General features: G+C 71.1%; 15 protein-coding genes. 7 read left to right on the top strand and 8 right to left on the bottom strand.

What is annotated here, in order from left to right:
* Positions 1-165: 165 nt before the first annotated feature.
* Positions 166-1959, bottom strand: coding sequence for a VanW family protein (locus MTF65_RS06260; RefSeq protein ID WP_243627173.1), 1794 nt, complete (start codon positions 1957-1959; stop codon positions 166-168).
* A 270-nt stretch (positions 1960-2229) separates the two neighbouring features.
* On the opposite strand from MTF65_RS06260, the gene MTF65_RS06265 reads away from it, so the two are divergent.
* Entirely contained in the window at positions 2230-2892 is a 663-nt protein-coding gene (locus MTF65_RS06265) for a YitT family protein (RefSeq protein ID WP_374207166.1), read from the top strand.
* A gap of 335 nt (positions 2893-3227) precedes the next feature.
* On the opposite strand, the gene MTF65_RS30680 is transcribed toward MTF65_RS06265, so the two are convergent.
* A complete protein-coding gene (locus MTF65_RS30680) occupies positions 3228-3515 on the bottom strand; it encodes a hypothetical protein (RefSeq protein WP_374207167.1) in 288 nt (95 codons plus the stop codon).
* Between MTF65_RS30680 and MTF65_RS30685 the strand changes: the two genes are divergently transcribed.
* Together MTF65_RS30685 and MTF65_RS06275 are read left to right on the top strand one after the other, a co-directional pair.
* Complete coding sequence (locus MTF65_RS30685; protein ID WP_374207168.1) at positions 3516-3728, top strand: hypothetical protein; 213 nt, start codon at positions 3516-3518, stop codon at positions 3726-3728.
* Between the two features lie 137 nt (positions 3729-3865).
* Positions 3866-4531 (top strand): DUF4389 domain-containing protein, encoded by a 666-nt coding sequence (locus MTF65_RS06275; RefSeq protein WP_243627175.1) that lies wholly within the window; start codon positions 3866-3868, stop codon positions 4529-4531.
* 49 nt (positions 4532-4580) lie between these two features.
* Here MTF65_RS06275 and MTF65_RS06280 read toward each other — a convergent pair whose 3' ends face one another.
* From MTF65_RS06280 to MTF65_RS06300, 5 genes are all read right to left on the bottom strand, one after another.
* Positions 4581-5879, bottom strand: a complete 1299-nt coding sequence (locus tag MTF65_RS06280) for an SLC13 family permease (protein ID WP_243627176.1) — start codon at positions 5877-5879, stop codon at positions 4581-4583.
* Positions 5876-6343 carry a CBS domain-containing protein gene (locus MTF65_RS06285; protein WP_243627177.1) on the bottom strand — a complete coding sequence of 156 codons (468 nt, stop codon included), beginning with the start codon at positions 6341-6343 and terminating at the stop codon, positions 5876-5878. Before MTF65_RS06285 ends, MTF65_RS06280 begins: the two co-directional genes overlap by 4 nt.
* 164 nt (positions 6344-6507) lie before the next feature.
* Positions 6508-7215: a Crp/Fnr family transcriptional regulator gene (locus MTF65_RS06290; protein ID WP_243627178.1), complete on the bottom strand. Its 708-nt coding sequence runs from the start codon at positions 7213-7215 to the stop codon at positions 6508-6510.
* Positions 7216-7391: 176 nt separating this feature from the next.
* Positions 7392-7877, bottom strand: a complete 486-nt coding sequence (locus tag MTF65_RS06295; protein WP_243627179.1) for a hypothetical protein — start codon at positions 7875-7877, stop codon at positions 7392-7394.
* A gap of 131 nt (positions 7878-8008) precedes the next feature.
* Positions 8009-8503, bottom strand: a complete 495-nt coding sequence (locus MTF65_RS06300; RefSeq protein WP_243627180.1) for a radical SAM protein — start codon at positions 8501-8503, stop codon at positions 8009-8011.
* Between the two features lie 362 nt (positions 8504-8865).
* Between MTF65_RS06300 and MTF65_RS06305 the strand changes: the two genes are divergently transcribed.
* The gene (locus MTF65_RS06305) at positions 8866-10230 is read left to right on the top strand and encodes an NAD(P)/FAD-dependent oxidoreductase (protein ID WP_243627181.1); all 1365 of its coding nucleotides are present in this window, start codon (positions 8866-8868) and stop codon (positions 10228-10230) included.
* A gap of 125 nt (positions 10231-10355) precedes the next feature.
* Here MTF65_RS06305 and MTF65_RS06310 read toward each other — a convergent pair whose 3' ends face one another.
* The gene (locus tag MTF65_RS06310; protein WP_243627182.1) at positions 10356-11249 is read right to left on the bottom strand and encodes a potassium channel family protein; all 894 of its coding nucleotides are present in this window, start codon (positions 11247-11249) and stop codon (positions 10356-10358) included.
* 240 nt (positions 11250-11489) lie between these two features.
* Between MTF65_RS06310 and MTF65_RS06315 the strand changes: the two genes are divergently transcribed.
* From MTF65_RS06315 to MTF65_RS06325, 3 genes are all read left to right on the top strand, one after another.
* Positions 11490-12134, top strand: coding sequence for a CBS domain-containing protein (locus MTF65_RS06315; RefSeq protein ID WP_243627183.1), 645 nt, complete (start codon positions 11490-11492; stop codon positions 12132-12134).
* Between the two features lie 103 nt (positions 12135-12237).
* The gene (locus tag MTF65_RS06320) at positions 12238-13104 is read left to right on the top strand and encodes a universal stress protein (protein WP_243627184.1); all 867 of its coding nucleotides are present in this window, start codon (positions 12238-12240) and stop codon (positions 13102-13104) included.
* A gap of 46 nt (positions 13105-13150) precedes the next feature.
* Positions 13151-14026, top strand: a complete 876-nt coding sequence (locus MTF65_RS06325; protein ID WP_243627185.1) for a universal stress protein — start codon at positions 13151-13153, stop codon at positions 14024-14026.
* The last annotated feature ends 27 nt before the right edge of the window (positions 14027-14053 follow it).

A 14053-nucleotide genomic window follows, 5' to 3' on the forward strand; every position in this document is an offset into this window, starting at 1 on the left:
AACTCCCGCTCCCCCGGGTTGTCGGGCGGGGGCCCGGGGGGCCCCGGGGGCCCGCCGGCGCGGGGTGCCCGGGGGCCCCCCCCAAGACCCCGCCCCACAACCGCCGGCGAGGCTGAAATTGCCCGGCGGGGGCAAGGCGCGGACCCGGTCAGGCGCGGGACCCAGTCAGGCGCGGGGCGCCCCGGAGGCGGCGGCGGGCGTCCGCGTGGGCGGGGCGGCCGGGGCCCCGGGGCCCTCCGGGGCGGCCGGCTCGCAGGTCACCTCGTCGCGCGGGGTGTAGTGGGTCCGGAACGTCTCCCGCTTGACCTCCTGGCCGCCCTGGACGAAGACGCGGTCGACGGAGACGTCGAACCCCTCCAGCGGCGTCTGCGCCTCGCAGACCGGGGCGACGCCCGTGCGCTTCCCCGGCGGGGTCACGTGCGTACGCGGGCCCTGGGTGGCGCGTATCTCCTCGTACTTCTTCGTCCCGAGCAGGGTGATGGTCACCGAGGTGTCGGTGGACTCGGCCCGGACGTAGAGCGCGTGGCCGGAGTCGTTCCTCCAGCGCAGGTCGAGGGTGCCCCAGGCGACCGTGGCCTCGCGGCCCTCCGGGTAGCGCTCGATGTAGAACGAATGGGCCCCGTACTCCACCGGCTTGACGCCCGCGAAGAACATGGCGTTGAACATGGTCGTCGCGACCGCCGACACACCGCCGCCGGACGACTTCTTGTACTGGCCGTCGGCGATCATGATGCCGTCGACGAAGCCGTTCTCCTTCGTCCGTTCACCGACCGTCTTGTTGAAGCTCCACGTCTCGCCCGGCAGGACGACCGATCCGTTGATCAGCTCCACGGCGCGCCCGATGTTGGTACTACGGTAGGGCGCGGCCGGGAAGGCGACGGTGAAGGACGAGACCTTCTCCTTGATGCCGAGGCGCTGGGCCTCCTCCGCCGTCAGACGCGGCTGGACCACCGGTACGGCGATCTCGGCGGTACGGGCGGCACCCGTGCGCGTCAGCAGCGGCAGGACGGCGTCGCCGAGGGCCTTGGCCGTGACCCGCACCCCGTCGCGCCCGCCGTCGTCGACGACCGCCCGGTTCGCCGCGTCGACACGGAACGTCGCGTCGCGCGGGGCGGCCGCGGCCAGCAGGCGGGCGACCACCGGCTCGTCCAGCAGCCCCTGGGAGTCGAGCCGCGGCACGAGGCGGCCGTGGCCGTCGTCCTCCAGCGCCAGATGCTTTCCGAGGAGGGCGGGCGAGAGGGTGAGGGGCTTTCCGGCGACGGTGAGGGTGACCGGGCCGGACATCGCGGGCTCGGCGAACTCCTTCAGCGCCCGGGCGGTCTCCCGCGGGCCCACGGCCGGGGGCGTCTGCTCCACCGGGAGCGCGACGGGGCCGGCCTGCGGGTGCAGGTAGGCGGCACGTACGGTGTCCGCCGCCCGGTCGGCGCGCACGGTGACGCCGGTGACGGGAGCGGTGACCCGGGCCGTGCCGCGGTCGAAGGTGATGGCGCCGCTGCGGGCGGCCCGGCCCGCCGCGTCGGCGAGCCGGCCCACGGCGGCGGTGCCGGCGGGGCCGTCCACGCGGATCACGGGCTCGATGTCCCGCTCGCGCTCGGGAGCGAAGAGGCGTCCGATCACGGTGAAGGGGTCGGACCCGGTGTTCGTGGCGCTCTCGGCCGTGGCGGCGGTGTCCACGGACAGACCGAAGGAGGCGGGGGCCGCCTTCTCGGTCCGGTCGCCGATCTTGAGCTCGATCGGCGCGGCAGCGGCCGGGCCGAGCTCCCGGTCCAGGGCGGCCTTGGCCTGCGTACGGCTCATGCCGCCGATGTCGACGCCGCGCACGGTGGTGCCGTCGGCCACGGCGTCGCCGGTCACGACCAGGCCGGTGACGTAGAGGCCGCCGAAGCCCAGAACCGCGGCCCCGGCCGCCAGGGGCAGGGCTATCCGCAGATTGATCGTCCGGCCGTGTGCGCGTCGCATGTCTCTCCCGGTGGCGTTTGACATCGCTGTGGCGCCTGGCAACCCACCCGCGAACCCGAAATCCCGCCAGACCGGACACAATGTTTCACCAATTCGGACTAAACGGGGTAAAAATGTGCCCGTTCTCACGGCGGGAGGAGCGGCCCGCACCACACCGGGATCCCGGAAGCGAAGGAAAGGCCACTTGGCTGCGATTGGCCCTGTCCGGGCCTCATGGGGATGCCACACGGTGAGGTCCGTCGATCTTTGGCCCCCAGAAAGGCTCCACCGGTGTCCTCCACCCCCGCCACCCCCGCGCGCCGCGTCACCCGTCGCCTGTCGCAGCTCTACGTCGGACTCGCCCTGTACGGGGCGAGCTCGGCGTTCCTGGTCCGCGCGGGGCTGGGGCTGGATCCGTGGGACGTCTTCCACCAGGGCCTCGCCGAGCGGATCGGGTGGAGCATCGGCACCGTGTCCGTGGCCGTCGGGGCGCTGGTGCTGCTGCTGTGGGTGCCGCTGCGGCAGCGGCCCGGGCTGGGCACCGTGTCCAACGTCTTCGCGGTGGGCCTGTCCATGGACGCCACGCTCGCCGTGCTGCCGCAGATGCACGGCGCCGTCTCGCAGGTGGCCCTGCTCACGGCGGGCATCCTCCTCAACGGCGTCGCCACGGGCCTCTACATCGCGGCCGCCTTCGGGCCCGGGCCGCGCGACGGCCTCATGACCGGACTGCACCGCCGGACCGGCCGGTCGGTACGGCTCGTGCGCACCGGGATCGAACTCATCGTGCTCGCGGCCGGTTTCCTGCTCGGCGGCACCGCCGGCGTCGGCACCATCGCGTACGCGCTCGCCATCGGCCCGCTATCCCAGCTCTTCCTGCGCGTATTCGCCCTGCCCGAGCGCGCCGACGCAGTACAGCTCGGCGAACGTCACCTTGCACACCGAGCCGCAGGGTAGATCTCGATCCCGGGCCGTTCACCTAAAAGAGGTGTTCCGCAATTCGCTGTCCGGCCGTTCCGCTACGATCGGTAGCGGCCGAGAAGACGGCCAGTGTGAGTCAACCGCGTGAGGCTCTGACCACCGGCTTGCCGGTATGCAGCGCCTGCGGCAGTCCGCTGAACTGCGGGCCTCTGCTCACCGAACTCCGGAACGGCCCCGAGCAACCCCGGATGAGACACCGCCAGGTGACCACGTCGGAGCGCCCGGACCAGCCAACCGGATGCAGTCCGTACCTCCTTCGGGAATTACGGATCAAGTCTTAGATTGTCCGTACATGACCGTCGAGCTGAACATCAGAGGGCGTACGGGGTGCCGGAGCGGCGCCGGGTCGTTCGGGCCACGCTCACTGCGGCAATCGCCGTGGGAACCGGGCTGATCGCCGGTTCGCCCGCGACCCCGATCGCCGTCGGCGCGGGGACGAGAACGACGACCCGGCCGACCACGCCCGAGTCCGCGCTGCGGAAACTGGCGGCGGGGAATCGGCGCTGGCGGACGCTGCACGAACGGCATCCCGACGAGACGCGGACGGTACGGCGGCCGCCGTCCACGCCGCCGAGGACGGCGCCCGGCTGCCCGCCCACGTGCGGTACCTGGCCGATCAGATCCGGCCCGCGATCGACCGTAGGCTGCGGGGGGATGCCCGCGTCGACGCGGCGGTGACCGCCAACGTACGGCTGGTGCGATCGCGTCTCGCCGCGGAGCCCGACCTCGCGGGCAGGATCAGCGCCGGGCACCTGGCCGTCGTCGGAGCCCGGTACGAACTGGCCACCCAGAGGGTCCACCGAATCCACTGACCGGCGGGCCGAAGGCCCCCTCGGGCCCCGTCACGGCACCGGGACGAGGACCGCGGCGACGCGGTCGAGCTGCGTGTCGTGGACTGCGTGGTCACCCTGGAAGGGGCAGGCACCGCAATCCGAAGGAGCTGACCAGTATGACCAGCGCACCAGTCCCCGCCTATCCGGTCAGCGTGTCGGCCCGCCTGGACGTTCCGCTGTCCCGGTGGCTCTGGCTCGTCAAATGGATCCTGGCCATCCCGCACTACATCGTGCTGTTCTTCCTGTGGATCGCCTTCCTCGTCGTGAGTGTCATCGCGTTCTTCGCCATCCTCTTCACGGAGCGGTACCCCCGCCCCCTCTTCGACTTCAGCGTCGGCGTCCTTCGCTGGTCGTGGCGCGTGTCGTACTACGCCTACGGAGCGCTGGGCACCGACCGCTACCCGCCCTTCAGCCTCGGCCCGGAACCGGACTACCCGGCGCGGCTCGACATCGCCTACCCCGAACGCCTCTCCAGAGGACTCGTGCTGGTGAAGTGGTGGCTGCTGGCGATCCCCCACTACCTCGTCATCTGCTTCTTCACCGGCGCCCCGCGCGGCGGCTACTGGGGCGGCGGCCTGATCGGCATCCTCGTGCTCATCGCGGTGGTGGCGCTCGCCTTCACCGAGAAGTACCCGCGGGATCTGTTCGACCTGGTCATCGGCCTCAACCGCTGGGTGCTGCGGGTGGCGGCCTACGCCTGCCTCATGACCGACGCCTACCCGCCGTTCCGCCTCGACATGGGCGGCGACGAACCCCCTGCCCGCGGCCCGGCCCCCGTCTGATCCCGGTCGGCCCCGCCGGCACTGACGCTCCGTCCACCGCGTGGGGCTCTCAGGCGAGGGCGAAGTAGCGCAGCCACATGTAGACGGCCGAGACGGCGATCGTGGCGGCGGTGACGATGAGGCCGTATCGGGTGAACTGCCAGAAGGTGATGGGCTGTCGGTTGCGTTCGGCGATGCCGAGGACGACGACGTTGGCGGAGGCGCCGATGGCGGTGGCGTTGCCGCCGAGGTCCGCGCCGAGGGCCAGGGCCCACCACATGACGTGGTCGGGGTCGCCGCCCATGTCGGTGACGAGCTCGCTGGTGACGGGGGCCATGGTGGCGACGTACGGGATGTTGTCGACTATCCCGGACAACACGGCGGAGCCGCCCAGGAGCAGCATGGAGCCGCCCAGCTCGTTCCCGCCGATCGCGTCCGCGAGGGAGCCGGCGAGGTCGCCGATGGCGCCGGTCCCGATCAGCGCGCCGACCATGACGAACAGGCCCGCGAAGAAGGCGAGAGTGGGCCACTCCACCTCGCCGAGGACTTCGCCCGTCTCGACCTTGGAGATGGCGACGAGCAGGCCGGCGCCGAGGAGGGCGACGACGCTGGGCTCGTAGTGCAGGACGGGGTGCAGGACGAAACCGGCGACGACCAGGGCGAGTACCCCCAGGCCCTGGGCGAGCAGCCGGGGATTTGTGATCGCCCCGCTTTCGCGCAGCTCCATGATCTCGGCGGCACGCTTCTCGTCGTAGACGAAGTACTTGGCGAACATGACCCGGCACAGCAGCACCAGGACGATTATCAGGACCGCGCAGAGCGGGGCGAGGTGGACCAGGAAGTCGTTGAAGGTGAGCCCGGCCCGGCTGGCGATGATGATGTTGGGCGGGTCTCCGACCAGGGTGGCGGTGCCGCCCACGTTGGAGGCGAACACCTCGGCGAGCAGGAACGGCATGGCCGGGAGTTTCAGCCGGTCGCACACCAGCAGCGTGACCGGGGCGACCAGGAGCACCGTGGTGACGTTGTCCAGGAGCGCCGAGGCGACCGCGGTGATGAGGACCAGCATGGCCATCACCCGGAACGGGCGAGCCTTGGTCTTCTTCACCGACCAGATGGCCAGGTACTCGAAGAGCCCGGTCCGCTTGAGCACGCCGACGATCACCATCATGCCGAGCAGCAGGAAGATGACGTTCCAGTCGATGCCGGTCTCATCGGAGTGGAAGGCGGCGAAGTCGTCGGTGGCGCCGATGGCCAGCATCAGCCCCGCGCCGCCCAGGGCGGCGGCGACGCGGTGGACCCACTCGGTGATGATCAGGAGGTAGACACCGGCGAAGACGGCGATCGCGGCCCAGCTCTGCCAGCCGCTCATACCAGCCCGCCGGCCGCCAGCAGGTGGCGCATGAGCCCCGCGGCGGAGACCACCCCGACGAGCCGGTTGTTCGCGCCGTCGCGTTCGACCACCGCGACCAGCGGGACATGGGTACGGGCCATGGCGGCCGCGATCTCCATCGTCCCCGCGTCCGGACCGACGTACGGCGGCTTGAACGTACGGGCGGGCAGCCACTCGGCGACCGTCTTGCCGACCAGGTCCTCGGCCATCGCTTGGGCGTGTCGTTCGTCGATGACAGGGGCGAGCAGCGGGTCCTCCATCACGTATGCGGGTACCAGTTGCCGCACCAGCTGGGAGCCGGGGACGGCCGCGTACGGGGTGCCTTCGGCGTCAAGGACCAACAGCGCCGGCAGGTTCTGCTCGGCGAGCAGGCGTACGGCGTCCACGGCGCTGTCATCGGTCGTCACATGCGGGTAGGGCTCGGCGAGTTCACGGGCGGGCATGGCGCCTCTCCTGGTCGGGTGTTTGACGGATCTCTGACGGCAGTCCCACAGGCCCGGAGCGGGGGCCCGCCGACGCCCGCCGCTACCAGGCGGAACAGGAAGCCGAGGCCCTCCGGGTCGCCCGCGTCAAGCCTCAGCGCCGCGAAGACGTCCGCTCGGTGACGTCAGCCCGCGTGGTCTGCGAGCCGTTCGGCGTCCAGGACGGTGATGCGGCCCCGGGCAAGGCGGATCAGGTGCTGGTCGGCGAAGTCACGCAGGACCTTGGTGGTCGTCTCGCGGGAAGTGCCGGCCAGGGCGGCGATCTGCTGATGGGTCAGCGCGATCTGCGGGCTGCGAGCCCCGAGCACCCGTGGCCGGGGCTCGGCCGCGAGAGTGAGCAGGGTGGTGGCGATGCGCTGCGGAACGCTCTTGAAGACGCTGTCGGACAAGCGCTGTTCGAGGTCGGTCAGGCGCCGGCCGAGGATTTCGGTGATGCGTGCGGAGATCCGGGCGTCGGCCAGCAGGAAGCGGTGGACGTCGATGCGGCTCATCACACAGACGGTGACGTCGTCGAGGGCCTCGGCGAAGTTGTCGTACATCCGCTGCCCGAGCAGCACCATCTCGCCGAAGATCGTGCCCGGGCTGATGATCGCGCAGGTCAGGGCGCGGCCTTCGGCGGACACCCGGAAGATCCGGACGCGGCCCTTCTTGAGGATGAACAGCACCTCGGAGGGCTGGGACGGTGAGTACAGCAGCTCGCCGGCGCTGTAGGTCTTCATCGGGGCCGCGGCGGCGATGGCGTCCATCTCGGCTTCGCTCAGGTCGCGGAAGATGTCGACCTCGGAGAGGCACCACGTCTTCTCATCGTCGGCGCTGTCACCGGTGTGGTTCATGTGGTGTGGTTCCTCGCGTCGTCCCGGTGCCCAGGGCGGGGGCGCGGCGCCCCACGGCGGGCTGGCCAGCGCGCCCGCGCTGCTGGCCAGACAGTAGTCGTCCGGGGCACCGAGGAGAGGTTCAGTCCCCCGGAGCGGTGAGCCGGGACCAGGTGTTGACGCCGACGGTATCGGTGTCATCCCGCGGTCCGGCCGGTGGACTTGCCCGCCATCCGGGCGATGGCCGCGAAGGTGATGCCGGCCAGGAGGCCGAAGACGAGGTGGGCGCCGAGGCTGGAGGCGCTCACGTCGTTCCACTCGAAGACGGGCATGCCCATGTTGGCCGGCATGATCCACAGAGCGCCGACGGTCCACCACACGGCGCCGTAGACCAGTCCGAGGACGACGGCGGGCGCGAGGCGCTGCGCGAACTGCCCGAACAGTACGCCGAAGGTGATGCCGGCGAAGAGCGCGATGGAGAGGTGGATGAGCCACCCGGCGAAGGCGTTGGTCGTGCCGAGGAGGCCGGCGACCATCGTGATCATCGCGGTGTCCATCATCGGCCGGGACACCGACATCCAGATGCCCATTCCGACGCCGCCGACCAGTCCGGCCGCCGCGCCCCAGGCGGCATGGAGCGGAATGGCCGCAGCCTTGGGGGATACATGCGCTGCAGTGGTCATGGTGATCGTCCCATCCGTGCTTTCGATTCCCGTTTACCCGGCTGACGCTAGGACCGGTGGCATGGGCAGGTATGTGACCGCCGTTACCTACGCGCCGGTAGCCGAGATCGGCGGTAGTGCTCTCGGCGCGGCTACGTGGAGAGGCGCCTCCCGCGGACGCTGTGTGATTCGGCGATCAGCAGCGCGTATCCGAGCACGCCATCGGCCACGGCCGTCCGGGTCGCGCCCAGGACCACGGGGGCGGCGTCGAGGTCGATACCGGCGGCGGTGAGCTTGTCCAGGGACGTCGTACGCAGCAGGTTCAGCCGTGCCTCGATCTGGTCGATCATCCGAAGCATCGCCGTGTCGTGCCGTTCGGCACGCACCGTACGCAGGCCCGCGGTGGCGCCGATGTGCTTGTGGATGGTGGGTTCCCCGCCGGAGAACATCACCACCTCCACGTCCCCCTCTGAGGCGACGAAGGCGTCGAGAATCAGCTCGCACTGCTCGTGAGTGATCGAGTAACCGTCCTTCTGGTGTCCGGAGTCGGCGAAGCAGATCGGGCAGTCGAGGGGCGTCCCCGTACACGAGTGCCTCGAACTCGCCGTGATCGCGGCAGCGTTTGCGCAGGTAGACCTTGTTGTCACGGATGTTGACCTGAGCGTCGACGGGCGTCTTGCACATCGGGCAGATCGACTTGGTGAACTCCACGAACACCTCGTCCCGGTCCACCTTGCGCCTCGGCGCTGGTGCCTGGGTCATCGAAGAGCTCCTCTCTCCTGGGACCTCTGCTGTTCACCGGACGTCAGGGTCGAACGTAGGCCCGGGGGGAGAGCGAGAACCGTAAGCGCGCTCACCGAACCACCACCTCGCTCGCGGGACGGTCAGCGGTCCGAAGCGTCGGCCGCAGACTCGCGCCGCGCAGACAGCGCAACGCCGGAGACGTTCCCCCGCATCCCGGGTACACAGTGATCCGTTCCCAGGCACAGCTGATCGAAGGAGGCCGGTCATGGTGCAGGACACCGATGTCGTGGTGATCGGAATGGGTGTGGGGGGTGAGCATGTCGCCGAGCGGCTGGCCGAGGCCGGGCTCGACGTCGTCGGGGTGGAGGCGGAGCTGGTCGGCGGGGAGTGCCCGTACTGGGCCTGCATCCCGAGCAAGATGATGATCCGCGCCGGCAACCTGCTCGCCGAGGCCCGGCGCGTTCCCGGCATGGCCGGGCAGGCCGAGACCACCGCCGATTTCACGCCCGTCGCCGCCCGGATTCGTGCAGAGGCCACGGACGACTGGAGCGACCAGGTGGCCGTGGACCGCTTCACCGGCAAGGGCGGACGCTTCGTCCGCGGGCATGCGCGGCTTGCGGGACCCGGCCGGGTGGAGGCCGACGGCCAGGTGTTCGCCGCCCGGCGTGCGGTGGTGCTCGCCACTGGCAGCCGCCCCCAGATCCCGCCCGTGCCGGGCCTGGACAACGTGCCGTACTGGACCAACCGCCAAGCCATCGCCGCCAAGGAACCCCCGGCCTCGCTCCTCGTGCTCGGCGGCGGCCCCATCGGCCTCGAACTGGCCCAGGCGTTCGCCCGCTTCGGCACGGTGGTCACCGTCGTCGAGGCCATGGACCGGCTGCTGCCCGCGGACGAACCCGAAGCCGGGACCCTGATCGCCGACGTCCTGAGGGCCGAGGGCATCACCGTACGAACCGGAGCCCGGGCCACCGGCGCCCACCACCGCGGGGACACCTTCCAGCTCACCCTGGACAGCGGGGAGGAGGTCACCGGCCATCAGCTGCTGGTGGCCACCGGACGCCGCCCCCACCTCGCCGGCCTCGGCCTGGAAACCATCGGCCTGGACCCGGACGCCCGCACCCTGCCGGTCGACGGGCAGCTGCGCGCCGCGCCCGGTGTGTGGGGCGTCGGCGACCTCACCGGGCTCGGGATGTTCACCCACGTGGCCATGTACCAGGCCGAGATCGCCGTACGCGCCGTCCTCGGTGAACCGGGCCCCGACGCGGACTACCGCGCCCTGCCCAGGGTCACTTTCACCGACCCCGAAGTCGCCTCCGTCGGCCTGACCGAACAGGCGGCCCGCGAGCAGGGACTGCGCGTCCGCACCGGCATCGCACGCCTGCCGTCCTCGGCACGCGGATGGATCCACAAGGCCGGCAACGAGGGCCTGATCAAACTCGTGGAGGACGCGGAGCGCGGGGTGCTGGTCGGCGCCACGTCCGCAGGACCCGCGGGCGGCGAAGTCCTGTACGGCCTCGCGGTGGCCGTACAGGCCCAGGTACCGGTCGAGCAGCTCCGCCACATGATCTACGCCTACCCGACCTTCCACCGGGCCGTGGAGAACGCCCTCACCGCCCTCGGCCACGACTGACCGGCACAACGCCGGCACGGCGACGGCGGGCCGACGCCTACCCGCGCAGGCTGCCTCGCCAGCGCGAATCCGAGGAGATCAGCCGTGCGGAGGGACAAGCGGCGAACCGTCCACGCGCCCTGGCCTCACCGAGCGGTGTGGCCACCGGTGTACGACTGCCGTCCGTGGTCGCGGGCGAAGGCGTCGAGAGCTTGCCCGGGCGGGCCCTGGGTGTGCAGGAAGCGCTCATCCAGGATCGTGGCGAGATCCTCCAGCGCGGTACGCAACACCGCGGAGGCGAGCCGGACATCCGGGTGCCCGGCATTCGAAGCCTCATCGGCGATGTTGAGGGCATAGCCGATCTGACAGGCCAGGGAGGTGCGGTCGTCGCCGTCGTGGAAGTAATAGGACTCCGCGTACTGGAGGAAGTCGACCGCCGCCACAGAGAGTGCTGTAGCCAGGCTGTCCAGCATGGCTGCCCCGGCCGGGGAGTCGACCTGTGCCCTCGAAGGATGGGTGCGGGAGAGGTGCGAGAGCCGCAACGCCAGCGCCCGGCGGCGGGCCAGGGCCGGATAGATGCCGAGGATCCAGGAGACCGTCGCGGTCAGGAGTGCGAATCCGACCAGCGCCTCCAAGGGTGCGAGGAGGCGCAGCCACCCTTCGGCGGGTGCGATGTCGCCGAGGCCGAGCGTGGAGAGCGTGACCAGCGAGACGTACATCGCGTCCAGCAAGCCCGCGTGCTCGCCGGGCCGCAACCCGCCCGCGTACACGAAGGCGTCGGGCATGTGGGGCCAGTAGATCAATGCCCACCCCACCGCCACCGTGAGCGCCCACAGCGCGACGACGGACACCATGGCGAGGGGGCCGGCCAGGCCGGCTGCCGCGCGCCGGGAGTTGAGGAAGGAGGACAGTCGCCACAGCGCGGTCATCACCAGTCGGCTCAACCCGCCGTGGCGCGTCGGATGCCACAGCGTGTGGAACACGTCCCGCAGGATCAGCAGCACCAGGGCCGCGCCCGCGCCCGTCACCAGCCATTCCATCCGACACCCCTATCCGGTCACGCCCCGCCCAGGCTCCCGCACCGCCCTCTCCGCCGAGCGCAGCACGCGCCGCGCCGCCCCCACCGCTCCCAGCCTCCCGGCGCGCATCGTGGGCCGGCCGGACCCTCCCCGGCGGGGGAACCGGATCCGATACTGGAAGTGGGCTCGCACGAGGAGGTTTCTCATGACCGCACCCTCACCCACAAGCACCTTCTGACCACCACCAGTGAGGAGCGTGCCATGCCCGCGTCCCGGTACACCGTCAGCGACGTCATGAGCCACACGGCCGTGGCCATCGGCCGCGAGGCCACGTACAAGGAGATCGTCGAGCTGATGCACCAGTGGAACGTCAGCGCCGTCCCCGTCCTGGAGGGCGAGGGCCGCGTCGTCGGGGTGGTCTCCGAGGCCGATCTGCTGCCGAAGGAGGAGTTCCGGCAGGCCGACCCCCTGCTTCCCGATCAGATGGAGGAGGCCGCCAAGGCGGGGGGTGTGCTGGCCGAGGAGCTGATGTCCAGCCCGGCAGTGACCGTGCACCCCGACGCCACGCTCGCCGAGGCGGCCCGGATCATGGCCCGCAAGCACGTGAAGCGCCTGCCCGTCGTGAACGAGATCGGGATGCTGGAGGGGGTTGTGAGCCGCAGCGATCTGCTCAAGGTGTTCCTGCGCCCCGACGAGGAGATCGAGGAGGAGATCCGCGGCGCGGTTCTCGCCGAGCTCGCTCCCGCGGTACACCTGGAGGCATCAGTGCAGGACGGCGTCGTCACCCTGCGCGGATCGCTCGGTGACCGCGCCCTGGTGCCGCTGATGGCCCGCGCCATCCGCGCCGTCGAGGGCGTTGTGGACGTACGGATCGATCTGGAGGGACAGGCCCCCGCGGCGGCCTGAGGCGGCCTGAGGCGGCCCTTTCCGCCCCGCCGGGCCCCCCGGGCTCCCCGGGCTCCCCGGGCTCCCAGTGAGAAACCTTCCGCGCCGCCGAGGAGGCACCGTGATGAAGCACCATGTGACCGTGGGTGTCGACAGGTCCCCCGAGAGCCGGGCGGCCGCCCGCTGGGGCGCCCGGGAAGCGGCCCTGCGGCAGGTGCCGTTGCGGCTCGTCCATGCCGTCGACTGGCCCGATGCCCCTCTCATTCCCCGGCCCGGCCGCGAAACGGCCGACCGGTGGGCGGACGAAGTACTCACCGACGCCTTGGAGGACGTACGCCGTCGGTATCCCCAAGTGGAGATCACCACCCGGTGCCTCTCCGGCAGGCCTGCCGCCGCCCTCGCCGCCGAAGCGGCCGACGCCGGACTGCTCGTACTCGGCTCCCGCGGCCTGGGCGGCCTGGTCGGCTTCCTCATCGGCTCGGTGAGCCTGTCGACGCTCGTCGCGACGGAAACACCGGTCGCGCTGGTGCGGGTGACCGACGAACCGGACGAGTCCGGGCCCGCTCCGTTCGGCGAGATCGTCGTGGGCGTCGACATCCACGAGGCCGCCGACCGGGTCCTGTCCTTCGCCTTCGAAGAGGCCGACCGCCGTGGCTGCGCACTGCGCGCCGTCCACGGCTGGAAGCTTCCCGCCGCTTACGCGTACGTGCCCTTCCTCGACCCGGACAGCGAACGCGAGATCAGCCGCGGTGTCACGCAGATGCTGGACGACATGCTGCTGCCGTGGCGTCACAAGTTCCCTGCGGTGAGCGTCACCCACAACGCGTTCAGGGGATCCGCCGGTCATCAGCTCGTCCAGGCAGCCGCGGGTGCGGACCTCGTCGTGGTCGGCCGGCACCTGCGCCGCTCACCCCTGGGCGCGCACCTGGGGCCGGTGGCCCACGCGGTGCTCCACCACGCCGCGGCCCCCGTAGCCGTCATCGCGCACTGAGGACCGACGGACGTGATCGACCGGCTCACCCAAGGAGTTGATCAGCATGACCAGCCAGGTGACCGTAGGCCTTGACGGGACACCGGAAAGCACGGCAGCCGCCCGCTGGGCAGCCAGAGACGCCGAGCTCAGAGGGGCCCGGCTGGACCTGGTCCACGTCGAGGAATGGCTGGAGCATCCACCCCTGCCCGTCACCACCACCGAGACACAGCGCGCCTGGGCGGAGAACCTCCTGCGGGACACCGCCGACGAGCTGCGTCGCGAGCACCCTGACCTGGATGTTTCCACACGTCGGGTGGGCGGACTGCCCTCCGTGGCCCTCGCCCACGCGGCCGAGGACTCCGACCTGCTGGCCATCGGCTCGCGCGGGCTCGGCATCGTCGCCGGCTTCATCGTCGGATCCGTTGCCTCGGCGACCATCGCCGAGACCGAACGCCCCGTCGTGCTGGTGCGGTCCGCCGACGGAACGGGCCACCCACCCGACGGCGACCGCGACAGCGGACCCGTCGTGGCCGGGCTGGACATCCGTCAGCCCTGCGACGAGCTCCTCGCCTTCGCCTTCGAGGAAGCTGCCCACCGCGACGCGTTGCTCATCGTCGTCCACGGATGGACCCCGCCGACGATCCTCAGCTACGCACCCGCGCTCGACCCGGATGTCCTGGACGAGATCGTCCACGGCCGCGCCACCACCCTGGACGCGATGCTGAGCCCGTGGCGGGACAAGTTCCCCGGCCTGCGCGTCGAACCACGCGCCCCGATCGGCCAGGCCGCGGTCCAGATTCTCCACGCGGCGAGCGACGCCGCCCTCGTCATCGTCGGCCGACGCATCCGCCGGTCCGCCTTCGGCGGCCACATCGGCCCCATCACGCACGCGGTGATGCACCACGCCATCTCGCCGGTCGCCGTCGTCGCGCACGACTGAGTCCGACCGCACGGGCAGGAAGGTCCC

It is taken from the genome of Streptomyces sp. APSN-46.1 (assembly GCF_022815725.1).
Taxonomy (GTDB): domain Bacteria; phylum Actinomycetota; class Actinomycetes; order Streptomycetales; family Streptomycetaceae; genus Streptomyces.

Coding starts and splice junctions, on each gene's coding strand:
- MTF65_RS06325 (WP_243627185.1), top strand. CDS start 13,151: ATGACCAGCCAGGTGACCGTAGGCCTTGACGGGACACCGGAAAGCACG.
- MTF65_RS06260 (WP_243627173.1), bottom strand. CDS start 1,959: ATGCGACGCGCACACGGCCGGACGATCAATCTGCGGATAGCCCTGCCC.
- MTF65_RS06305 (WP_243627181.1), top strand. CDS start 8,866: ATGGTGCAGGACACCGATGTCGTGGTGATCGGAATGGGTGTGGGGGGT.
- MTF65_RS06320 (WP_243627184.1), top strand. CDS start 12,238: ATGAAGCACCATGTGACCGTGGGTGTCGACAGGTCCCCCGAGAGCCGG.
- MTF65_RS06285 (WP_243627177.1), bottom strand. CDS start 6,343: ATGCCCGCCCGTGAACTCGCCGAGCCCTACCCGCATGTGACGACCGAT.
- MTF65_RS06310 (WP_243627182.1), bottom strand. CDS start 11,249: ATGGAATGGCTGGTGACGGGCGCGGGCGCGGCCCTGGTGCTGCTGATC.
- MTF65_RS06275 (WP_243627175.1), top strand. CDS start 3,866: ATGACCAGCGCACCAGTCCCCGCCTATCCGGTCAGCGTGTCGGCCCGC.
- MTF65_RS06295 (WP_243627179.1), bottom strand. CDS start 7,877: ATGACCACTGCAGCGCATGTATCCCCCAAGGCTGCGGCCATTCCGCTC.
- MTF65_RS06315 (WP_243627183.1), top strand. CDS start 11,490: ATGCCCGCGTCCCGGTACACCGTCAGCGACGTCATGAGCCACACGGCC.
- MTF65_RS06280 (WP_243627176.1), bottom strand. CDS start 5,879: ATGAGCGGCTGGCAGAGCTGGGCCGCGATCGCCGTCTTCGCCGGTGTC.
- MTF65_RS06290 (WP_243627178.1), bottom strand. CDS start 7,215: ATGAACCACACCGGTGACAGCGCCGACGATGAGAAGACGTGGTGCCTC.